General features: G+C 34.5%; 13 protein-coding genes and 2 pseudogenes. 8 read left to right on the top strand and 7 right to left on the bottom strand.

What is annotated here, in order from left to right:
- Position 1: 1 nt before the first annotated feature.
- The gene (locus IPP61_17090; protein MBL0326856.1) at positions 2-1,207 is read right to left on the bottom strand and encodes a hypothetical protein; all 1,206 of its coding nucleotides are present in this window, start codon (positions 1,205-1,207) and stop codon (positions 2-4) included.
- 101 nt (positions 1,208-1,308) lie between these two features.
- On the opposite strand from IPP61_17090, the gene queG reads away from it, so the two are divergent.
- The gene (gene queG, locus IPP61_17085; protein ID MBL0326855.1) at positions 1,309-2,220 is read left to right on the top strand and encodes a tRNA epoxyqueuosine(34) reductase QueG; all 912 of its coding nucleotides are present in this window, start codon (positions 1,309-1,311) and stop codon (positions 2,218-2,220) included.
- On the opposite strand, the gene IPP61_17080 is transcribed toward queG, so the two are convergent.
- The gene (locus tag IPP61_17080) at positions 2,217-3,224 is read right to left on the bottom strand and encodes a tetratricopeptide repeat protein (protein ID MBL0326854.1); all 1,008 of its coding nucleotides are present in this window, start codon (positions 3,222-3,224) and stop codon (positions 2,217-2,219) included. The genes queG and IPP61_17080 overlap by 4 nt on opposite strands.
- A 3-nt stretch (positions 3,225-3,227) precedes the next feature.
- Here IPP61_17080 and IPP61_17075 point away from each other — a divergent pair, with 3 nt between their 5' ends.
- A complete protein-coding gene (locus IPP61_17075) occupies positions 3,228-3,470 on the top strand; it encodes a hypothetical protein (GenBank protein MBL0326853.1) in 243 nt (80 codons plus the stop codon).
- 99 nt (positions 3,471-3,569) lie between these two features.
- Positions 3,570-4,699 (top strand): annotated as a pseudogene (lepB, locus tag IPP61_17070) (signal peptidase I).
- 53 nt (positions 4,700-4,752) lie between these two features.
- Here the strand turns inward: lepB and IPP61_17065 are convergent.
- Together IPP61_17065 and ung are read right to left on the bottom strand one after the other, a co-directional pair.
- Positions 4,753-5,892, bottom strand: a complete 1,140-nt coding sequence (locus IPP61_17065) for a class I SAM-dependent RNA methyltransferase (protein MBL0326852.1) — start codon at positions 5,890-5,892, stop codon at positions 4,753-4,755.
- Between the two features lie 28 nt (positions 5,893-5,920).
- Positions 5,921-6,586, bottom strand: a complete 666-nt coding sequence (ung, locus tag IPP61_17060; protein ID MBL0326851.1) for a uracil-DNA glycosylase — start codon at positions 6,584-6,586, stop codon at positions 5,921-5,923.
- Positions 6,587-6,722: 136 nt separating this feature from the next.
- Between ung and apaG the strand changes: the two genes are divergently transcribed.
- The 5 genes and pseudogenes from apaG (at position 6,723) to IPP61_17035 (ending at position 12,796) form a co-directional block, all read left to right on the top strand.
- Positions 6,723-7,109: a Co2+/Mg2+ efflux protein ApaG gene (gene apaG, locus IPP61_17055; protein ID MBL0326850.1), complete on the top strand. Its 387-nt coding sequence runs from the start codon at positions 6,723-6,725 to the stop codon at positions 7,107-7,109.
- A 3-nt stretch (positions 7,110-7,112) separates the two neighbouring features.
- Positions 7,113-7,880, top strand: a complete 768-nt coding sequence (locus IPP61_17050; protein MBL0326849.1) for a class I SAM-dependent methyltransferase — start codon at positions 7,113-7,115, stop codon at positions 7,878-7,880.
- 236 nt (positions 7,881-8,116) lie between these two features.
- Positions 8,117-9,256 (top strand): DUF4249 domain-containing protein, encoded by a 1,140-nt coding sequence (locus IPP61_17045; protein MBL0326848.1) that lies wholly within the window; start codon positions 8,117-8,119, stop codon positions 9,254-9,256.
- Positions 9,244-10,398, top strand: a complete 1,155-nt coding sequence (locus IPP61_17040) for a DUF4249 domain-containing protein (GenBank protein ID MBL0326847.1) — start codon at positions 9,244-9,246, stop codon at positions 10,396-10,398. The genes IPP61_17045 and IPP61_17040 overlap by 13 nt, the downstream gene beginning before the upstream one ends.
- Before the next feature lie 6 nt (positions 10,399-10,404).
- Positions 10,405-12,796, top strand: a pseudogene (locus IPP61_17035) (TonB-dependent receptor plug domain-containing protein).
- On the opposite strand, the gene IPP61_17030 reads toward IPP61_17035, so the two are convergent.
- From IPP61_17030 to IPP61_17020, 3 genes are read right to left on the bottom strand one after another with little or no spacing between them, the layout of a single operon-like run.
- Positions 12,797-13,714, bottom strand: coding sequence for an amidinotransferase (locus tag IPP61_17030; protein MBL0326846.1), 918 nt, complete (start codon positions 13,712-13,714; stop codon positions 12,797-12,799).
- 26 nt (positions 13,715-13,740) lie between these two features.
- Positions 13,741-15,183 (bottom strand): amidinotransferase, encoded by a 1,443-nt coding sequence (locus tag IPP61_17025; protein MBL0326845.1) that lies wholly within the window; start codon positions 15,181-15,183, stop codon positions 13,741-13,743.
- A gap of 37 nt (positions 15,184-15,220) precedes the next feature.
- Complete coding sequence (locus IPP61_17020; GenBank protein ID MBL0326844.1) at positions 15,221-16,552, bottom strand: alkaline phosphatase family protein; 1,332 nt, start codon at positions 16,550-16,552, stop codon at positions 15,221-15,223.
- Positions 16,553-16,608: the final 56 nt, after the last annotated feature.

Genomic DNA, 16,608 nt, shown 5'->3' with positions numbered 1-16,608 from the left:
ATTAATTACAATTTGTATTATAAATGGTAAAATCATCTTTGATCCAGTCAAAATTATCCTGTGCCTGAACCGCATTCGTGACACAAATTTGAGAACGATTATTGTTATTTTTTGTATTTAATGCGATTAAATTAACATTATTCTTAATGTTAAGTTTGGTTAATCGATTAAAAGACACATCCAAAGTTTCTATCAAAGTGTTATTTCTGATATCCAATGAAGTTATTACATTTCCAGAGACATCAAGATGAACCAAATTGGTGAGACTGCCTGTATTCAGGCCAGAAAGTGAGGCATTTTGCACCGCCAGGTTTTTCAAAAGTGTCAAATTGGACAAACTTAAGCCCGAAATCGGATTATTGCTTAAATCTATTTCGGTCAACCTTGCATTACCCGAAAAATTAACCTGATTAAGATTATTATTATTTAATCCTAAAGTAATTAAAAGATTATTTCGGTTTATATCAATGGCCGAAAGCTGGTTATAATTTGCTACCAAAACTTCCAAAAGAACAGACTGAGTAATATTGAGTTGCTGAATACTGTTATTATGAATTATCAGATTCTTTAATAAAACGTTAGGTGACAGATTCACATTTGTTAACAGATTCTGTCCAAGATTTAGATAAGTAAGTTTTGTATTCTGTGTTAGGTCAATTTGAGAAATTTGGTTAATTGATAAGTCCAAATACTCCAGATTAGTAAAATGTGAAATACCGGTCAAATTTGAAATATTTCTTTGCCGTGCCTCCAATTTTTTAACAAGAGGAGCATCCTCTTTATACATTTTTTGGTTAATAATTCCTTCTGTATCATACCCGGCATCAATCAGACTTTGTTCCAAACCGGGATCAGGCACCAAAATATATTCTTTCAAAGTAGAAAATGAGTAGGTTGCTTCTTCTTCGTCGCCTGATAAAGTCTTACCGACCAATTTTCCGGTATAAGCTGTATTGTACTCAAGATTGTTAAAAGTATATGTATTTGCATTAATATTAGTTGCAACACGGGTGGTGCCTAAATACACATCATATCTTACGGTTCCAATCTGTGGGTCATTTACCAAAGGCCAATCAAGCCTGGCAGATGTACCATTAGGTAATAAAGTGACGGTAATATCAAACGGAGGTAAATCCTCAATGGGGATACAGGAGTATTGCCAAAGAGTGAAAAATGTTAATAGAAAGCAACGTTTTATTATAGACATCGAGAAAATAATCCTGATAATCAATACAAAAATACTGAAAACTTGTAATAAAAGGCAATGTGAAATCAAAAAATGGTGATAGTTTTGCCAAAAAACTTAAAATGGATATTAAAATCAGAACTCAAATCATAAAGCAAAAAGCTGCTGAACTGGGTTTTGATTTTTGCGGGATATCACAAGCCGGCTTTTTAAAGGAAGAGGCAAGAAGACTGGAAACCTGGCTTCAACGTGATTATCATGGAAAAATGACTTATATGGCCAATCATTTTGACAAAAGACTCGATCCCACAAAACTGGTCGAAGGAGCAAAATCTGTTATCTCGGTAATCTTAAATTATTTTCCTGAAAAAGAGCTTAACACCGATTTGAAAATATCAAAATATGCTTATGGAGAAGACTATCATTTTGTGTTAAAACGCAAACTGACTGGACTTCTGGAGTTTATGCAGGAAAGCATTGGAGACATTAATGCAAGAATATTTGTGGATTCAGCACCGGTGATGGACAAAGTCTGGGCAAAAAAATCTGGGTTAGGATGGGTGGGAAAACACAGCAACCTGATTAATAGGGAGATGGGAAGTTTTTTCTTTCTGGGAGAAATTATATGTGACTTAGAATTAGAAACCGACGGCCCTATAAAAGATTACTGTGGCACCTGCACAGCTTGTATTGATGCTTGTCCAACTGATGCCATTGCCGAACCCTATATAGTGGATGGCAGCAAATGTATCAGTTATCTTACTATCGAATTAAAAGAAAATATTCCGGATGAATTCAAGGGAAAAATGCAAAATTGGGTATTTGGCTGTGATATTTGTCAGGATGTATGTCCGTGGAATCGTTTCTCAAAGTCCCATAAAACACCGGAATTTATTCCCGGGGAAGAATTGAAAAATAAAAAAGATTGGGAAGAAATAACTGAAGAAATATTTAAAGAAATTTTCAAAAATTCACCCATAAAAAGAACGAAATTTGAAGGCTTTAAACGAAATATTGACTTTGTAAAATATTAACATTCAGGTAGTTCTGATATCCATGGTTCCGATAAACCAGCTCCGGTTTTTCGATATTTACAAGCCGAAATTTTGTCATGTAAAGCAGAAGCATTCTTAGATAGATAATAGTATATATGGTCAACTTCAGGATTCTCTTTTTCGATTTTTTGAAATAAACTATATGATTCTTTTATTTTGCCCGAATAAAAAAGATAAATGGCCATATTTCGCAAAGAATAGGGGTTACTTTCATCAATTTTATTGGCTTTTTCTAAAAAAACTATACCTTTTTCCAATTCTCTATTTTCCAAATAATATAATGCAGCATTGTTAAGAAATACCTGATTTTGGGGATCTTTTATCAAAGCTTTTTCCAACATTTCAACCGAGTTTTTAAAATCTCTTTTCCTACCCGAAATCACAGCATTATTATTAAGTGCAAAACCAAATTCAGGATTGATTTTCAATGCTTTATCAATATAATCCTGGGCTATTTTTTCATTATTTTGAACAAGAAAAACATAAGAAATATTGGTAAGAGCCTCTACATTTCCGGGATTAAGTTTTAAAGATTGTTCCAAAGCTTTTAGACCTTCGTCAAAATGGTTGAGTTTAACAGTATTTTGTCCAAAATGGTTATAAAAGTCACTTGAATTCTTCATTTTGTTTTCAATAGATTTAAACAAACCTTCCGCTTGTTTCAATTCCCCGGTTTCGCTCAACAATTTCGCCAGGTTAAACTTTGCTTCTGTAAATTTCCCATCAAGATTTACAGCCTTTTCAAAGTCCTTTTTTGCATCCTGGTTCTTACCCCATTTTAAATATACAGCACCCCGATTATTGTAAGCATCAGCAAAATCAGGGGATTTTTTTATAGCTTCGGTAAAAAAATGTTCTGCTTTCTCCAATTCATTCTTTTTGAAATGATAATTTCCCCTTTTAAAGAATTCCGAGGATTCTTTTTTACTTTTGCAGCCCCAAACAGGCATAAACAACAGAACCAAAATTAAAAAATTCTTCATCAAATGAAATTTATAAAAAAAATACCTAATGATTATTGCATAGCTGAGCTTTACTTTTTCAACAACAAATTTGTGATAAAGTTTGAAATCGGTACACTGGAACAAATTTACAAAGTTTCTGAACTGGATGTGTCCGGAGAAGAAGAAATTGAGGAAATGTTGGGAGAAACATTTTTGAAAAAAGTGATGAAGCGGTTTGAACAAATGCAGGAGGATTTTGACGAGATTCTGGATTCCGCTGATTGATTATAAAAAGCCGTTTATACCAAATTTGCCCTAAATCACAATAAATGATAAGCATTTTGCCTTTTAATATATATTTTTGTAAAAATTTAATATTTATTCATGTCCGAAACTGAAATTAAAAAAGAAAAGCCCAAAAAGTCAGCCATGAGAGAATGGTGGGACTCGGTTTTATTTGCCGTAATAGCCGCCACCCTGATCAGAGGATTGTTTCTGGAAGCCTATACCATTCCGACAGGTTCCATGGAAAAAAGCCTGTTAATTGACGACTTTTTGTTTGTATCAAAGGTGCACTATGGTGCCCGTACACCCAAAACCATCCTTCAGATACCGCTTACTCACCAAAAAATATGGTTTACTGAGATTCCATCTTATCTGGATTGGATTCAATTGCCCAATTACCGTCTTCCGGGTTTTACAGATGTAAAAAATGGAGATGTAGTGGTTTTTAATTATCCTGGATGTCCCGAAAGACCAGACGAATTTGGAGGTTTTGACAAATATCCGGTTGATTTAAGGACTAACTACATTAAACGTTGCATCGGTATTGGAGGTGATGTGATTGAAAGTAAAAATGCTGAGATTTATATTAATGGCAATAAAATGGACAGCCCACCAAATTCCCAAAAATGGTGCAAAATAGAATGTAACACCAATATTAATCCTAAGTTGTTTACAAAATTGGGTATTACTGACAGAGGTTCGGCTTCAGAGAATGGGAAGTTTTATTACGACATAACCACCACAGAATCAGCCCTTGCAGAATTGAAAAACATGGATTTCATTACCAATGTATATCCTGATATTATTGCAAAAGGCGACAGTAATACAGTTTATAGAAGTTTCCCTTATGGAAGTAACCTTTATAACAACAACAGAGATAATTTTGGCCCGATTACTGTTCCAAAAAAAGGCATGAAAATTACACTTGATGCCAAAAATCTTGCTCTTTACAAATCAGTTATAACCACTTTTGATTTAAATGATAAAGCAGAATACAAGGATGGTAAGATTTTTATAGATGGAAAAGCAATCACAGAATATACCTTCAAACAAGATTATTATTTTATGATGGGGATAACCGATATGAATCTGATGATTCGAGATATTGGGGATTTGTACCTGCAGACCATATTGTAGGAAAAGCAGTGTTCATTTGGATGTCGATTGACCGTAACGCCGGACTTCTTAATAAAATCAGGTGGAACAGATTGTTTAGTTTGATAAAATAATTTCCAAAATAAGATTTAAAAAAAGCCACTGAAAATGTGGCTTTTTTTGTGGATTAAATATTGCCTTTGCCTTTGAAAAGTCTGTATTTGACCAATCTGGCTTCAAGCCCACCATTGTTCATATCATATTTTTCATCACCTCTAAGCCCAACGTATTTAAGGGCTTCTTTATCACTGCTAATCATCCAGGCGTCAAATCCGGCATATTTCTGTTTAAATGTATCACCGATTCTGGCATAATAATCAAAAATATTGCCCAGTTTTAATCTTTCACCATATGGCGGATTAAGGACCAGAATTCCATTATTATCAACAGGATCTGTCTGAAAAAAATCAGCTTTTTTTAGGCTAATAAAGTCTTCTACACCAGCGTTCATGGCGTTCTCAGCGATAATTTCGATATTTTGGGTTAGAATATCCCGGGCCAAAATTTTCAAATTATCCTCTTTCTTTTGACTTATTAATTCATTTTTGATTTTTTCGAATAATAAACTATCGTATTCGCCCCAATTTTGAAATGAAAAAGTTCTGTTTAGACCCGGGGCGGTGTTGGAGCCTAAAAGTGCCGCCTCAATGCTAAAGGTACCCGAACCCGACATAGGGTCATAAAATGGTAAATCACTCTTCCAGCCACTTTTCAGGATGATTCCGGCTGCTAAAACTTCATTGATAGGAGCTAGGGTTTTATTTATCCGATATCCCCTTTTATCCAAACTTACACCTGAAGAGTCCAGTGAAACTGACACCTCACTCACATTGATATGCAAATTGATAGCAATATCCGGTTCAATTGGGTCCACATTAGGCCTGCGTCCGGTTTTTTCTCTAAAACGATCAGCAATGGCATCTTTAGCACGCAATGCCACAAATTTTGAATGTTTGAAATATTCGCCACTCGTAACCGCATCTATCGCAAAAGTCTGATGTAATCCGAAAATATTCTCCCATGGAAAAGATTTGACGCTATGGTAGAGGTCATCCTCATTTGTAGCTTTGAAATCATCAATAGGTATAAGTATCCGAAGTGCTGTTCTAAGAGACATATTTGCGGTGTACATCAATTTGTCGTCGCCAAAAAAACGCACAGCTCTTTTCAAGATTTCGATATTTTCTCCGCCTAATTGCTCAATCTCATTCGAAAGTTCTTTTTCAAGTCCCATCAGAGTAGTGGCAATCATTTCGTATTTTTGCATCTATTTGTTATTTTTAAGAAAAATTTGATTACCAATCTATTTTTCCAAGATTTTTACTTTCCAGAAAATTATTGGTTTGTGAAAAATGTTTTTGGCCAAACCAGCCTCCAAAATTGGCTGAAAGGGGAGAAGGATGTTTGGCTTTTAGTACAAAATGCTTATTTCTGTCAATAAACTTTCCTTTATTCTGGGCATAAGTTCCCCATAATAAAAACACCAGATTTTCTTTTCCTTCATTCAATTTTGCGATGACAGCATCAGTAAATTGCTCCCAGCCTTTCTTTTGATGTGAACCGGCTTTGCCTGCCTCAACAGTCAGCGTGGCATTCAACAATAAAACACCCTGGGCTGCCCAATCTTCCAGGTTTCCTGTTAAAGGGATAGGTTTTCCAATGTCTTCTTTAAGCTCTTTGAAAATATTGAGTAATGAAGGAGGGAATGATATTCCATGATTTACCGAAAAACATAAACCATGTGCCTGATTGGGTCCATGATAAGGATCCTGGCCAAGAATTACGACTTTGGTATTTGCAAAAGGGCATTTTTCAAAGGCATTAAATATAAGTTTTCCCGGAGGATAACAAACTTTAGTTGAATATTCAGATTTTACAAAATCCACAAGTTGCTTAAAATAAGGCATTTCAAATTGATCAGATAACTGATTTCTCCAGGATTCTTCAATTTCAACATTCATATTTATAAACTAAATTCCGATTTTAAAAGTATTTAAATTGTTTCAAATTTATTTTTTGGTTGAAAACTTCCAAAATTATCCTTTAATTTACAAACTAATCGATTTTTATTGCGTTTTATTAAAAAAACCAATTGATATGGAAGTTGCTATTACGAATGGTATCAAGGTCACAGTAACCTCAGAATACCAACCCATGTATTCCGAACCATTGGAATTTATGTATGCTTTTTCGTACCGGATAAAAATTGAAAATTTCTCTGATCACACTGTTCAATTGATTTCGCGTCATTGGTATATTTTTGATGGAATAGGAGAGAAATACGAAATAATTGGAAATGGAGTGGTAGGTTTTCAGCCTATAATCGAGCCAGGTCAATCACACGAATATGTTTCCGGATGTAATTTTAAAGCTCCGATTGGTAAAATGAATGGCTCTTATTTATTGGAAAGACAACTGGATGGTGAAAAAATCTTTGTAAAAATTCCGGAATTTGTGCTAATGATGCCCGCAATATTAAATTAAACCATGTATTTAGATTTTATCAGGTACTGGTTAAAGGCAGGTGACGCACACACTATTCATTCCCCGTTTGTTTTCGAATTTTATACACAAGTCTTTAAAAGTTCTATTCAAAATGATTATTTTGAAAAAATAGAAAATCAAAGAGGAAAATTATTACAAAGAACTGAAAGTATTGATATCAAAGACTTTGGAGCAGGTTCCAGAGTTGAAAAGAATACTAAAAGAAAGATATCAAGTATTGCCAGGACCTCTTTAAAAACCAAAAAATGGGCATTAATTTTAAATAGAATTGCAAGATTTTATAAATATCAAAATATTATTGAGCTAGGTACATCATTCGGGATTACTACTTCATATTTGGCCACTTCCACTCCACAATGTAATGTTTTTACCTTTGAAGGCAGCCCTGAAATTGGGAAAATAGCCCAAAACACTTTTCAGAATTTAGAATTATCCAATATTGAATTAATTACAGGCAATATCGACGAAACCTTACCTCATTTTTTATCAAATTATGGTTGTATAGATTTGATTTTCTTTGATGCAAATCATACTTATGAAGCCACAATAAGGTATTTTGAAACCGCCCTAAAAAGTATTCACAATGACACTTGTTTTGTTTTCGATGATATTTACTGGTCTGAAGGTATGAAATCGGCCTGGGAAGAAATAATAAATCACGACTCGGTTACAGTGAGTATTGATTTATTTTTTGTCGGAATCGTATTTTTTAGAAGAGAATCCCCGAAGCAACATTTTATTATAAAATAGTTTTTTCAGAATTTCATCTACTGAAAACACAATTTTGTATTTTAATCCTACAATTATAACCTGGTATTGGCTATAAAATGGTACTTTTAAAAATAGAAAATTATTTGTGTCAAAAAAACACTTATAATACCATATGTTATGTGATTTTGCTTTAAATTTGGTAGAGAGATCACCGAAATTTAAAAAGTATACCAGCAATTTAATTTCTCTTTTTTACAAAATTAAAATATCAATTGATGTCAAAGAAAACCATCTTCTTGTTTTTAGTTTCACTTTCTTTGGTTTTTGCATGTGTAGAACCTTTTGATATAAATTTTATTAATCAAAAAGAAATATTGTTTATTGATGCACACTTAACCGATTCAGACCAAATTCAACAGATTCAAATAAAAAAGAGTTTTACTCAGTTTAACACCAATAAAATTCTGGGTGAAGAAAATGCTGAAGTCTTTGTAGTTGAAGGCAATACAAAAAAATATAACTGTAGTTTTAAAGGCGATGGAACATACCAATTACCCCCTGATTTCAAAATTATACCAAACACAAAATACCACCTGGAATTTAAACTCGCCAACGGAAAAGAGTATAAAAGTAGTGATGAGTCTGCGATACCAATAAACGAAATTGAGAAACTAAGCACAATTTTTAATGAAACAGAAATAAATTTTGATGGAAAAGAAATGAATGGCCACGAGGTATATCTTGATACCAAAGATGAGGCAAAAGATGAGAATTTTTATATGTGGAAATGGAAATTATTTGAGCAAACAAATTTTTGTAAAACTTGCTATGGTGGAAAATACTTCACCAACCCTCAGCCCGACGGACAGTGCGTGGAAGATGCTGCATTGAAAAGAAGAAGCGTGATTTATGATTATGGATGTAAAACTGATTGCTGGCAGATCTATTATAGTTCCGAATTAAACATATTAAGCGATCAATATTATAATGGGTCTCCCATTACCAATCGAAAGATTGCAGAAATTCCATTTTTACAATTTCGTGGAGCATTGGTTGAAGTTAACCAATACGGTATTTCTAAAACCGCTCATGATTACTTCAAAATTATGATTAACCAAAGTCAGAATACCGGAACCCTTTCTGACACCCCGCCAGCAGGACTTATTGGAAATGTTAAAAACATAAATGACAAAACAGAATCTATTGGAGGTATGTTTATGGTAAGTATAAAAAAGACCAGGAAAATATGGATTCCAAGAGCAGAAAGGTACGTAGGAGTTAAAGCCTATGGATTATTTCAGGGTAGATCTGCCAATCCTGAACCCATGGGAGCCGACATAACCCGTCCACCAATGGCACCTTGTCAGGAAAGTTATACCAGAACCTCCAGAAAGCCAGATGGATGGATAGATTAATTACATATCGAAATTTCAGTATTAGCTTAATCACTTCATTATTTTTAGTGATTGCAATTTCTTGTGTGGAACCCTACCAAATGCTCGTAAAATCAAATGAAAGTTTTTTAGTGATTGATGGAAAAATAGATGATACAGACTCCGAAAAATATATAAGTATAAAAAAAACAGATCCTGGAATTACCAGGGCAATCGAGTTTATACCCGTGGATTCAGCAACAGTTTATATTGTTGAAAATGGGGAAACTAATATCAACGCTCATTATTCTGGTTATGGTATTTACACTTTTCCGATATGGTTTAAAACTAAAATCAATAACCAATATCAATTAAAAGTAAATTTAAAAAATGGGAAAAAATATGAATCAAGCATAGAAACTATGCGGGAAACCCCTGATATCCTGGGTCATACAGTAAAATTTGATCCTGAAGCTATTAAAAAAGGAGAAAATACAAGCCCGGGTCATTTTATTTATATAGACTTAAAAGATAATCCTGAAAAGGGGGACTTTTATATGTGGAATTACAGGATATTTGAAAGACAGCCAATTTGTATTTCTTGCTATGAAGGGATCTATCTAGCTTATCCTCAACCGTATGATAAATGTGAAAGCAGTCCGGGTCTTGAAAGATCCATGGTAACTTATGATTATTCTTGTTTAGGTGATTGTTGGGAAATAATACATTCAGAAGAACTAAATATTATGAGTGACCTGTATTCAAATAATCTGGAAATCAAAAATAGATTAATAGCCAAAGTTCCTTATTATTCCAATTCCGGATTTTTGATAGAAATTAGCCAGCAAAATATTAATGCTGAGGCTTTCCGTTATTTAAAAATTATAATTGAACAAAACCAGACCAACGGCACTCTGGCAGACTCACCTCCGGCACCCCTGGTAGGAAATGTTAAAAATATTGACAATAAAAGTGAAATAGTGGGAGGGTATTTTATGGTTGCTAAAACCATAAAAAAGTCTTTTTGGATTAACAGATCCTACGATGACAATGCTTATCCCATTGGATTGTTAGGAGGAAGAGCTATCAATTATGAGCCCTTAACTCCATCACGACCGCCATCAGCACCTTGTATAAAATCTAGAACCCGAACGCCACTAGCTCCTGAGGGCTGGCCAATTTAAAAAAATATGAAAAAGATAATTCAAATATTGTTTTTATTAAGCATTGTGAATCTCGCCATCGCTCAAAAAATCGATTAAAGTCAGTGGCATTATCCGAGATTCAATCTCACTGGAACCACTACCTGGTGCAACTATAAATGTGAATTATGGCGAACAAAACATTGTTGCTGACAATTCGGGCCGTTTTTCATTTTACTCAGGAAAAAGCGATATTATAATGGTTGTCAGATATGTAGGATACAAACCCTGGCGTACACAGGAAATCCTTAGAAGCGACAAAACATACAATATCCAGCTTTTACAGGTTTCCAATGACCTTGAAGAGGTTTTGGTAAGCAGTAAAAACCCGGCTTCAAATATTAAAAAACCCTTATTGGGTGTAAATACAATAAGTATTAAAACACTCAATAAAATTCCATCGGCAATGGGAGAGTTGGATATTATGAGGGGTCTGCAGATGCTTCCTGGTGTATCAAGTGTAGGTGAAGCCGCTAATGGTGTCAATATCAGAGGTGGAGCAACAGATCAAAACCTTATATTGCTCGATGATGCCCCCATTTTTAATCCAACACATATGTTTGGATTATTTTCGGCCTTCCCATCGGAAGCAATTTCGAGCTTTGACCTTTATAAAGGAAATGTTCCAACAAGATTTGGAGGAAGAGCTGCTGCCGTTTTAGATGTAAACCTAACCAACCCCAATACTGAAAAATTCAAAATGCAGGGTGGTATTAGTTTGGTTTCCAATAGAATTCTTTTGGATATTCCTTTGATAAAAAATAAAATGGGTATTTCTGTTTCTGGCAGAGGAGCATTTAATGATTTTTTACTTCCCTTAGCCTCTAAGCAACTCGAAAATATTAAAGCAAAATTTGGGGATGGCTCTTCTAAACTATTTTATATCATAAACACCAAAAATACACTTACGTTATCTTCTTATTATAGCAATGATTATTTTCAGACGGAGATTTTGGGTTCGATTAACGAAGTAAATAGTACCAATACTCAATATAAATATCAAACATTTAACAATACCTTAAATTGGTTTCATGCCATTAATTCAAACTTAAATATTCAAACCAAATATATTAATTCTAATTATCAACCAACTACTTTATTACCCGAATTAAACTCAGAAAATAAGGTAAAAATTATTTCTGGTGTAAAATTTAATCAAATAAAATCCAACCTCAATTATTTTAAAAATAATCATAAAGTCGAATTTGGATTAGATGCTATCAGGTATGATATAAACCCGGGAGAACTAGATCCAGGTTTAAATACCAATATTTCGAAAGTTAAAACTCAAAACGAAATGGCCTATGAAACAGCTCTTTACATTGAAGACGAAGTTGAATTCTCGAAAAAACTTGTAGCAACAGGTGGCATTAGATATTCTTATTTTATGAATATGGGACCGGGAAGTTACCGTACTTACCAACCGGGACAACCCAGAGATGAAATAGCACTTATAGATACCGTTTATATTGGATCAGGTAAAATTCAAAAATCTTTTGGGGGATTAGAACCAAGGCTTGGGATCAGGTACCAGCTGACAAGCAAAAAGACACTGAAGTTAGGATACAACCTTATGAGGCAATATTTGCAGGTAGTTACCAATACTACAACTCCATTGCCTACTTCGCGTTGGAAAACCTCGGATTTATATATTAAACCTCAAATCAGTAACTTGTTAACAGTCGGTTATGTGCAGGAAACTGAATCAAGTATTTATGAATATTCCATAGAAGGCTATTTAAGAAAGACCAATAATATTGTGGATTATAAACCCGGAGCTGACTTTTTATTACAAGAATACCCTGAAAGCCAATTACTTCAGGGGAAAAATAGCAGTTATGGATTGGAATTAATGGCTACTAAAAAGAAAGGTGAATTTACGGGTTGGATTAATTACACTTATGCCAGAAGTTTTAATCAGGTAAATGAAGGGCCCGAAGTTTCACAACAGGTAAATCAGGGAGATTGGTATGCTGCTAATTACGACCGTCCCCATACTATAAATTCTACATTGGTGATCAATCAGGGAAAACACCATGATTTCTCTTTTAATTTTACCTATAGTACCGGCAGACCTTTTACTATGCCACAGGGTTTTATACAATATCAGGATAATACTTATCCTTTTTACTCTCTTCGAAATAACTCAAGAATACCTGATTATCATAGACTTGACTTTGCATGGAATATTTATAACCCTAGTATGGATGAAAAAAGACGCTGGAAAGGAAACTGGACTTTTACAGTTTATAACCTTTATGGACGTAAAAATGCCTATTCAGTATTTCTGAAATCAGAAGGGACAAATATCAAATCTTACAAATTAACGGTTTTTGGAGCACCAATTATTTCTTTAAGTTATAACTTTAAATTTTCTTGATTATTTGGCTGGAAGGTGTATTTCAGCTATCATGCACCGGGCAGAGCCACCTCCTAATTCTTCGATAATTCCCAGGTCGGGATGGATAACCTCTGCGTTGTCTTCGAGATTTCTTTTTTGGTCTCTGGAAAGAGAATCATAGGCCCGCTGCGACATGACCAGGAATTTTTTACCGGATTTATTTTTTAGAAGTAGCATATTTCCGGCAAAATTCTCCATTTGATCCATGGTAATTTCAATCACTTCCTTGCCTGATTGCTCCAAACGAGCTTTAACTTTTACTCTTTCATCAAAATCAGCGATAGAATCGAGACAAATAACGCAAAAAATATCACCCATACTCATCACCACATTGGTATGATAAACGGCTTCACCATTTCGATCTTTTGCATGGAAAGTAACCAATTCGTAATTCATTTGATTCTTCCAGGCATTCAGGACGTCCATATCGGTACGAGGCGAAATAGTGGCATACGCAATTCTCTTAATTCTATCCAATACCAGACTTCCGGTACCTTCAAGGAATTTACCTTCATCCTCAAAATGTGTAAAATCCAATACTACGTCTAAATGATATTTTTCTCTCAAAATATCAAGAATATCATGTCTTCGTTCCTGTCTGCGGTTCTCTGCCATCATTGGATACAAAACAGCTTTTCCCGAATGATGCATTGAAAGCCAATTATTTGGAAAAATAGAATCAGGGGTAAATGGTTCCGGGGTGTCTTGTATCACCTGAACATTGATTCCTCTAAGTTGTAGTTGATCCACAAAACTGTCAAATTCAGCTTGGGCTGTGGCATTGGAATCCTGTGTTTCAATTTTCTTTTGAAATGCATTGCTTGAGGCCGTTTGTTCATTGTAAGCAAAATTTACAGGCCTTATCATCAGTATGTTAGAAGTGATTTGTTCTTGCATTTTAGTATAAATTTAAAATATCAAAATCAATTATTTTCTGAAAAAATCGAATCTCTTTGTATCGGTAAACTCATGCAATGAGATCCACCTCTCGCTCTTGAAAGCTCAGCTGATGGCAAGAGGATTATGGTGTTTTCTATATTTTGAGGATCTGCAGAGCCGTTTTCAAATTTATTAAGTAATTCTGCAGCCGCAATAGTTTTAAATCCAACTGCCCTGAATGCTTCTGAAGTTTTGTCATTTCTATCATAACCTATCGCCACTCCTTCCTTCAAAACCAACAAATTACAGGAATCCGTCCATTGTTCCCTTGCTCCAAAAGGAAATTCATTGTTGCCAGAATATACAAAACTAACAGGTTCGGTACATTTTAAGTCAATTTCAGAAATATATTTTAACAACTCTTCCAGGTTATCAAAACTACGGTTTTTTATCTGATCATTTTCTTTATAAAACTGCTTTATAACCAATTCTTCATGGGTAATATGCTGACCCAATTCATCCCACACCTGTTCATTTTTTGCAAATTCAGATGTACGGCCAAGAGATGCCAACAAAACCCAAACATTCTTTTTGATTTGGGTAAAAATAGTATCAATGTGCATGTAATCACGCTTGGCTGGGATTTTCAACAATGAAACCTTTCTAACTACATTTTTTTCAAAAAGTTTATCAATCACCTGACGTGCCGCTTCTACAGTTGTTCTTTCACTTACCCCAATAAGCAAATGCCCCGGTGCCACCATCATCACATCGCCTCCTTCCAGTGTATCAAGCCTTTGGCGGCGATCCTCAGGCATTAAAAAGTGTTCTTCTTCTTCCTCAACCTCAATAATTTTGTTTTCGTAACCTTTAAAAAATTCATGGTTAAAAAAAACATATTTTGCCAGGAGAGACTCTCTTGAGCGGGCGGCTTTGGCTGGTTTATTCAGCAAAATATGATCATTGACCACAATACCAATGTCCCTGGTGAATATCAGATTTGGAATAGGAGGGAAGAACATTTCACCCGATTCTGTCATTCCGGTTATCAGAACTTTGGACAATTCCCGATTATTCAAACTTAAAAATTGCTGCATTTCCAAATAAGAACATTCTTCTATAGCACTGACAGCAGCCACAATTTGGGTTCTTACTGTTTCAATTTTTAAAACATCAAAAAGAAGTGTCTCAAACTCAACAACTTTATCGGAATTAAAATAATTTTCAGAACTAGGCTTGAAAAAACTTCTGTCAGCATTGCCAAGAGGAGCTTTTCCTTTAATTTTTTCAGGATCCAAAAAATACAAAAGGAGTCTGACATAATAATCGTATTCCTTTGATCGCATGGTTTCGAGGTGAATAATATCCTCAAAAAGCCAGTCCTGGGCCTTTGAAGGTACAACTTTACCCAATCCACTGTCAGGGCTATGAATAATCAGCCTTTTTAAAGTACCTACTTCGGAATCTACAAATATTTTATTGTCCATAAATCAAGATTTCAAACTTAAATCAATTTTCACTTATTTATTTTGCTCTTAAATCTTTGGCTTTAATCAAATAATCCCATTTCTTTTCACCATTTGCATCAAAAATATTTATTTTCAATTCTCTATCAGTTCTTTTACCGCTGATTTCCATGATACCGAAAGTCTGTGAATTGTTGACTTCCGTTCCTTCAATGATGGTTTTATATTTATATTCTTCCTCGACAGGTTTTCCGGCAGAAGAAGTCATCGGAGATACCGTGAGATCATAAAGCGGGTAATTACCATCTCTGTCAAGCTTTTGCAAATTTGTATGATGGCGATCCCCCGAGATAAATATCACCCCGCTTATTTTTTGTTCCGCAATTCTATCCAGAAGTTTTTTCCTTTCTCCCGGATAGGTTGCCATATTTTCAAAAACTTTAGCCTCATTGATCACTTGACCGCCAGTTACAACAAACTTAAATGGAGCATTTGATGACTTAAGAGCATCAATGAACCAGTTAAGCTGCTTTTCCCCATAATAATCTTTGTTTTTATCAAAAATATCATTGGGAGCTTTAAACCACCTGTCATCCATAAGGTAAAACTGGCAGTCTTCCCACATGAAAGTACCAGTAATGGCCTCATTTTCAAATATATAATTTGGATTCCCCCAGAAATCTTTAAAGGCTTGCAATGTGGTGTTTTTCATCCAGAAACTGCGGTCTGCATCATTGTTACCATAATCATGATCATCCCAAATAGCATAATGATGTACATTGGCCCAAAGTGGCTGAAGTTCCTTTACTTTCTTAAACTCACTGTAGCGATGATAAATGCCCGTTTTGGTATTCCAATCTGCTTCTCTTAGATAAATATTGTCACCACCCCATACCATAAAATTGGGTTTTTGACTATATATATTTTCAAAAATCTGCGGACTTTTCCCATAAGGTTGACCTGGACGGTCAAATCGTTCTTCATTGGTATAAGTACAACTTCCAACAGCAAATTTGAATGCCGGAGGATCGGTACGATATTGCCACAAAGTTTGAGTTTGAAACTCAAGAGGGTAGTTAAATTTCATTAATTTTCCTGAAATCCATACCTCATATTGATATTTTTTACCCGGAAGTACCTGATTAGCAACTAATTTAGCAACAAAGGCATTGTCTTTGGTAGTATTAACCTCTTCAGTAAAAAACTTATTAGCAGGAGTCTCTTTTTCCCAATAACCAAATTTTACTTTTTCATTTTTGGTAGTCTGAATCCAAAGCAGCACTTCCCGCATCTCAGAATAACCAAGCATAGGGCCTGATTTTACCTGAGAAAAACCAAAAGAATTGATTAGTAAAAAAGATAGTAAAAGTATAATAGTTTGTTTTTTCATGAAATATTTTTGAATGATGCAATTTAAAATATTATAGCACAAAATCTAAGACCATA

The sequence above is a fragment of the Cytophagaceae bacterium genome (genome assembly GCA_016722655.1).
Lineage (GTDB): Bacteria > Bacteroidota > Bacteroidia > Cytophagales > Spirosomataceae > Leadbetterella.
Note: the sequence above shows the minus strand (reverse complement) of the source record. Positions and strands in the feature narration are given on the sequence as shown.

Excerpts from the sequence above, each read along its gene's own strand:
- IPP61_17030 (MBL0326846.1), bottom strand. The coding sequence starts at position 13,714 with ATGCAAGAACAAATCACTTCTAACATACTGATGATAAGGCCTGTAAAT.
- queG (MBL0326855.1), top strand. The coding sequence starts at position 1,309 with ATGGATATTAAAATCAGAACTCAAATCATAAAGCAAAAAGCTGCTGAA.
- IPP61_17045 (MBL0326848.1), top strand. The coding sequence starts at position 8,117 with ATGTCAAAGAAAACCATCTTCTTGTTTTTAGTTTCACTTTCTTTGGTT.
- IPP61_17065 (MBL0326852.1), bottom strand. The coding sequence starts at position 5,892 with ATGCAAAAATACGAAATGATTGCCACTACTCTGATGGGACTTGAAAAA.
- IPP61_17025 (MBL0326845.1), bottom strand. The coding sequence starts at position 15,183 with ATGGACAATAAAATATTTGTAGATTCCGAAGTAGGTACTTTAAAAAGG.
- IPP61_17050 (MBL0326849.1), top strand. The coding sequence starts at position 7,113 with ATGTATTTAGATTTTATCAGGTACTGGTTAAAGGCAGGTGACGCACAC.
- apaG (MBL0326850.1), top strand. The coding sequence starts at position 6,723 with ATGGAAGTTGCTATTACGAATGGTATCAAGGTCACAGTAACCTCAGAA.
- IPP61_17020 (MBL0326844.1), bottom strand. The coding sequence starts at position 16,552 with ATGAAAAAACAAACTATTATACTTTTACTATCTTTTTTACTAATCAAT.
- ung (MBL0326851.1), bottom strand. The coding sequence starts at position 6,586 with ATGAATGTTGAAATTGAAGAATCCTGGAGAAATCAGTTATCTGATCAA.
- IPP61_17090 (MBL0326856.1), bottom strand. The coding sequence starts at position 1,207 with ATGTCTATAATAAAACGTTGCTTTCTATTAACATTTTTCACTCTTTGG.
- IPP61_17040 (MBL0326847.1), top strand. The coding sequence starts at position 9,244 with ATGGATAGATTAATTACATATCGAAATTTCAGTATTAGCTTAATCACT.
- IPP61_17080 (MBL0326854.1), bottom strand. The coding sequence starts at position 3,224 with ATGAAGAATTTTTTAATTTTGGTTCTGTTGTTTATGCCTGTTTGGGGC.
- IPP61_17075 (MBL0326853.1), top strand. The coding sequence starts at position 3,228 with ATGAAATTTATAAAAAAAATACCTAATGATTATTGCATAGCTGAGCTT.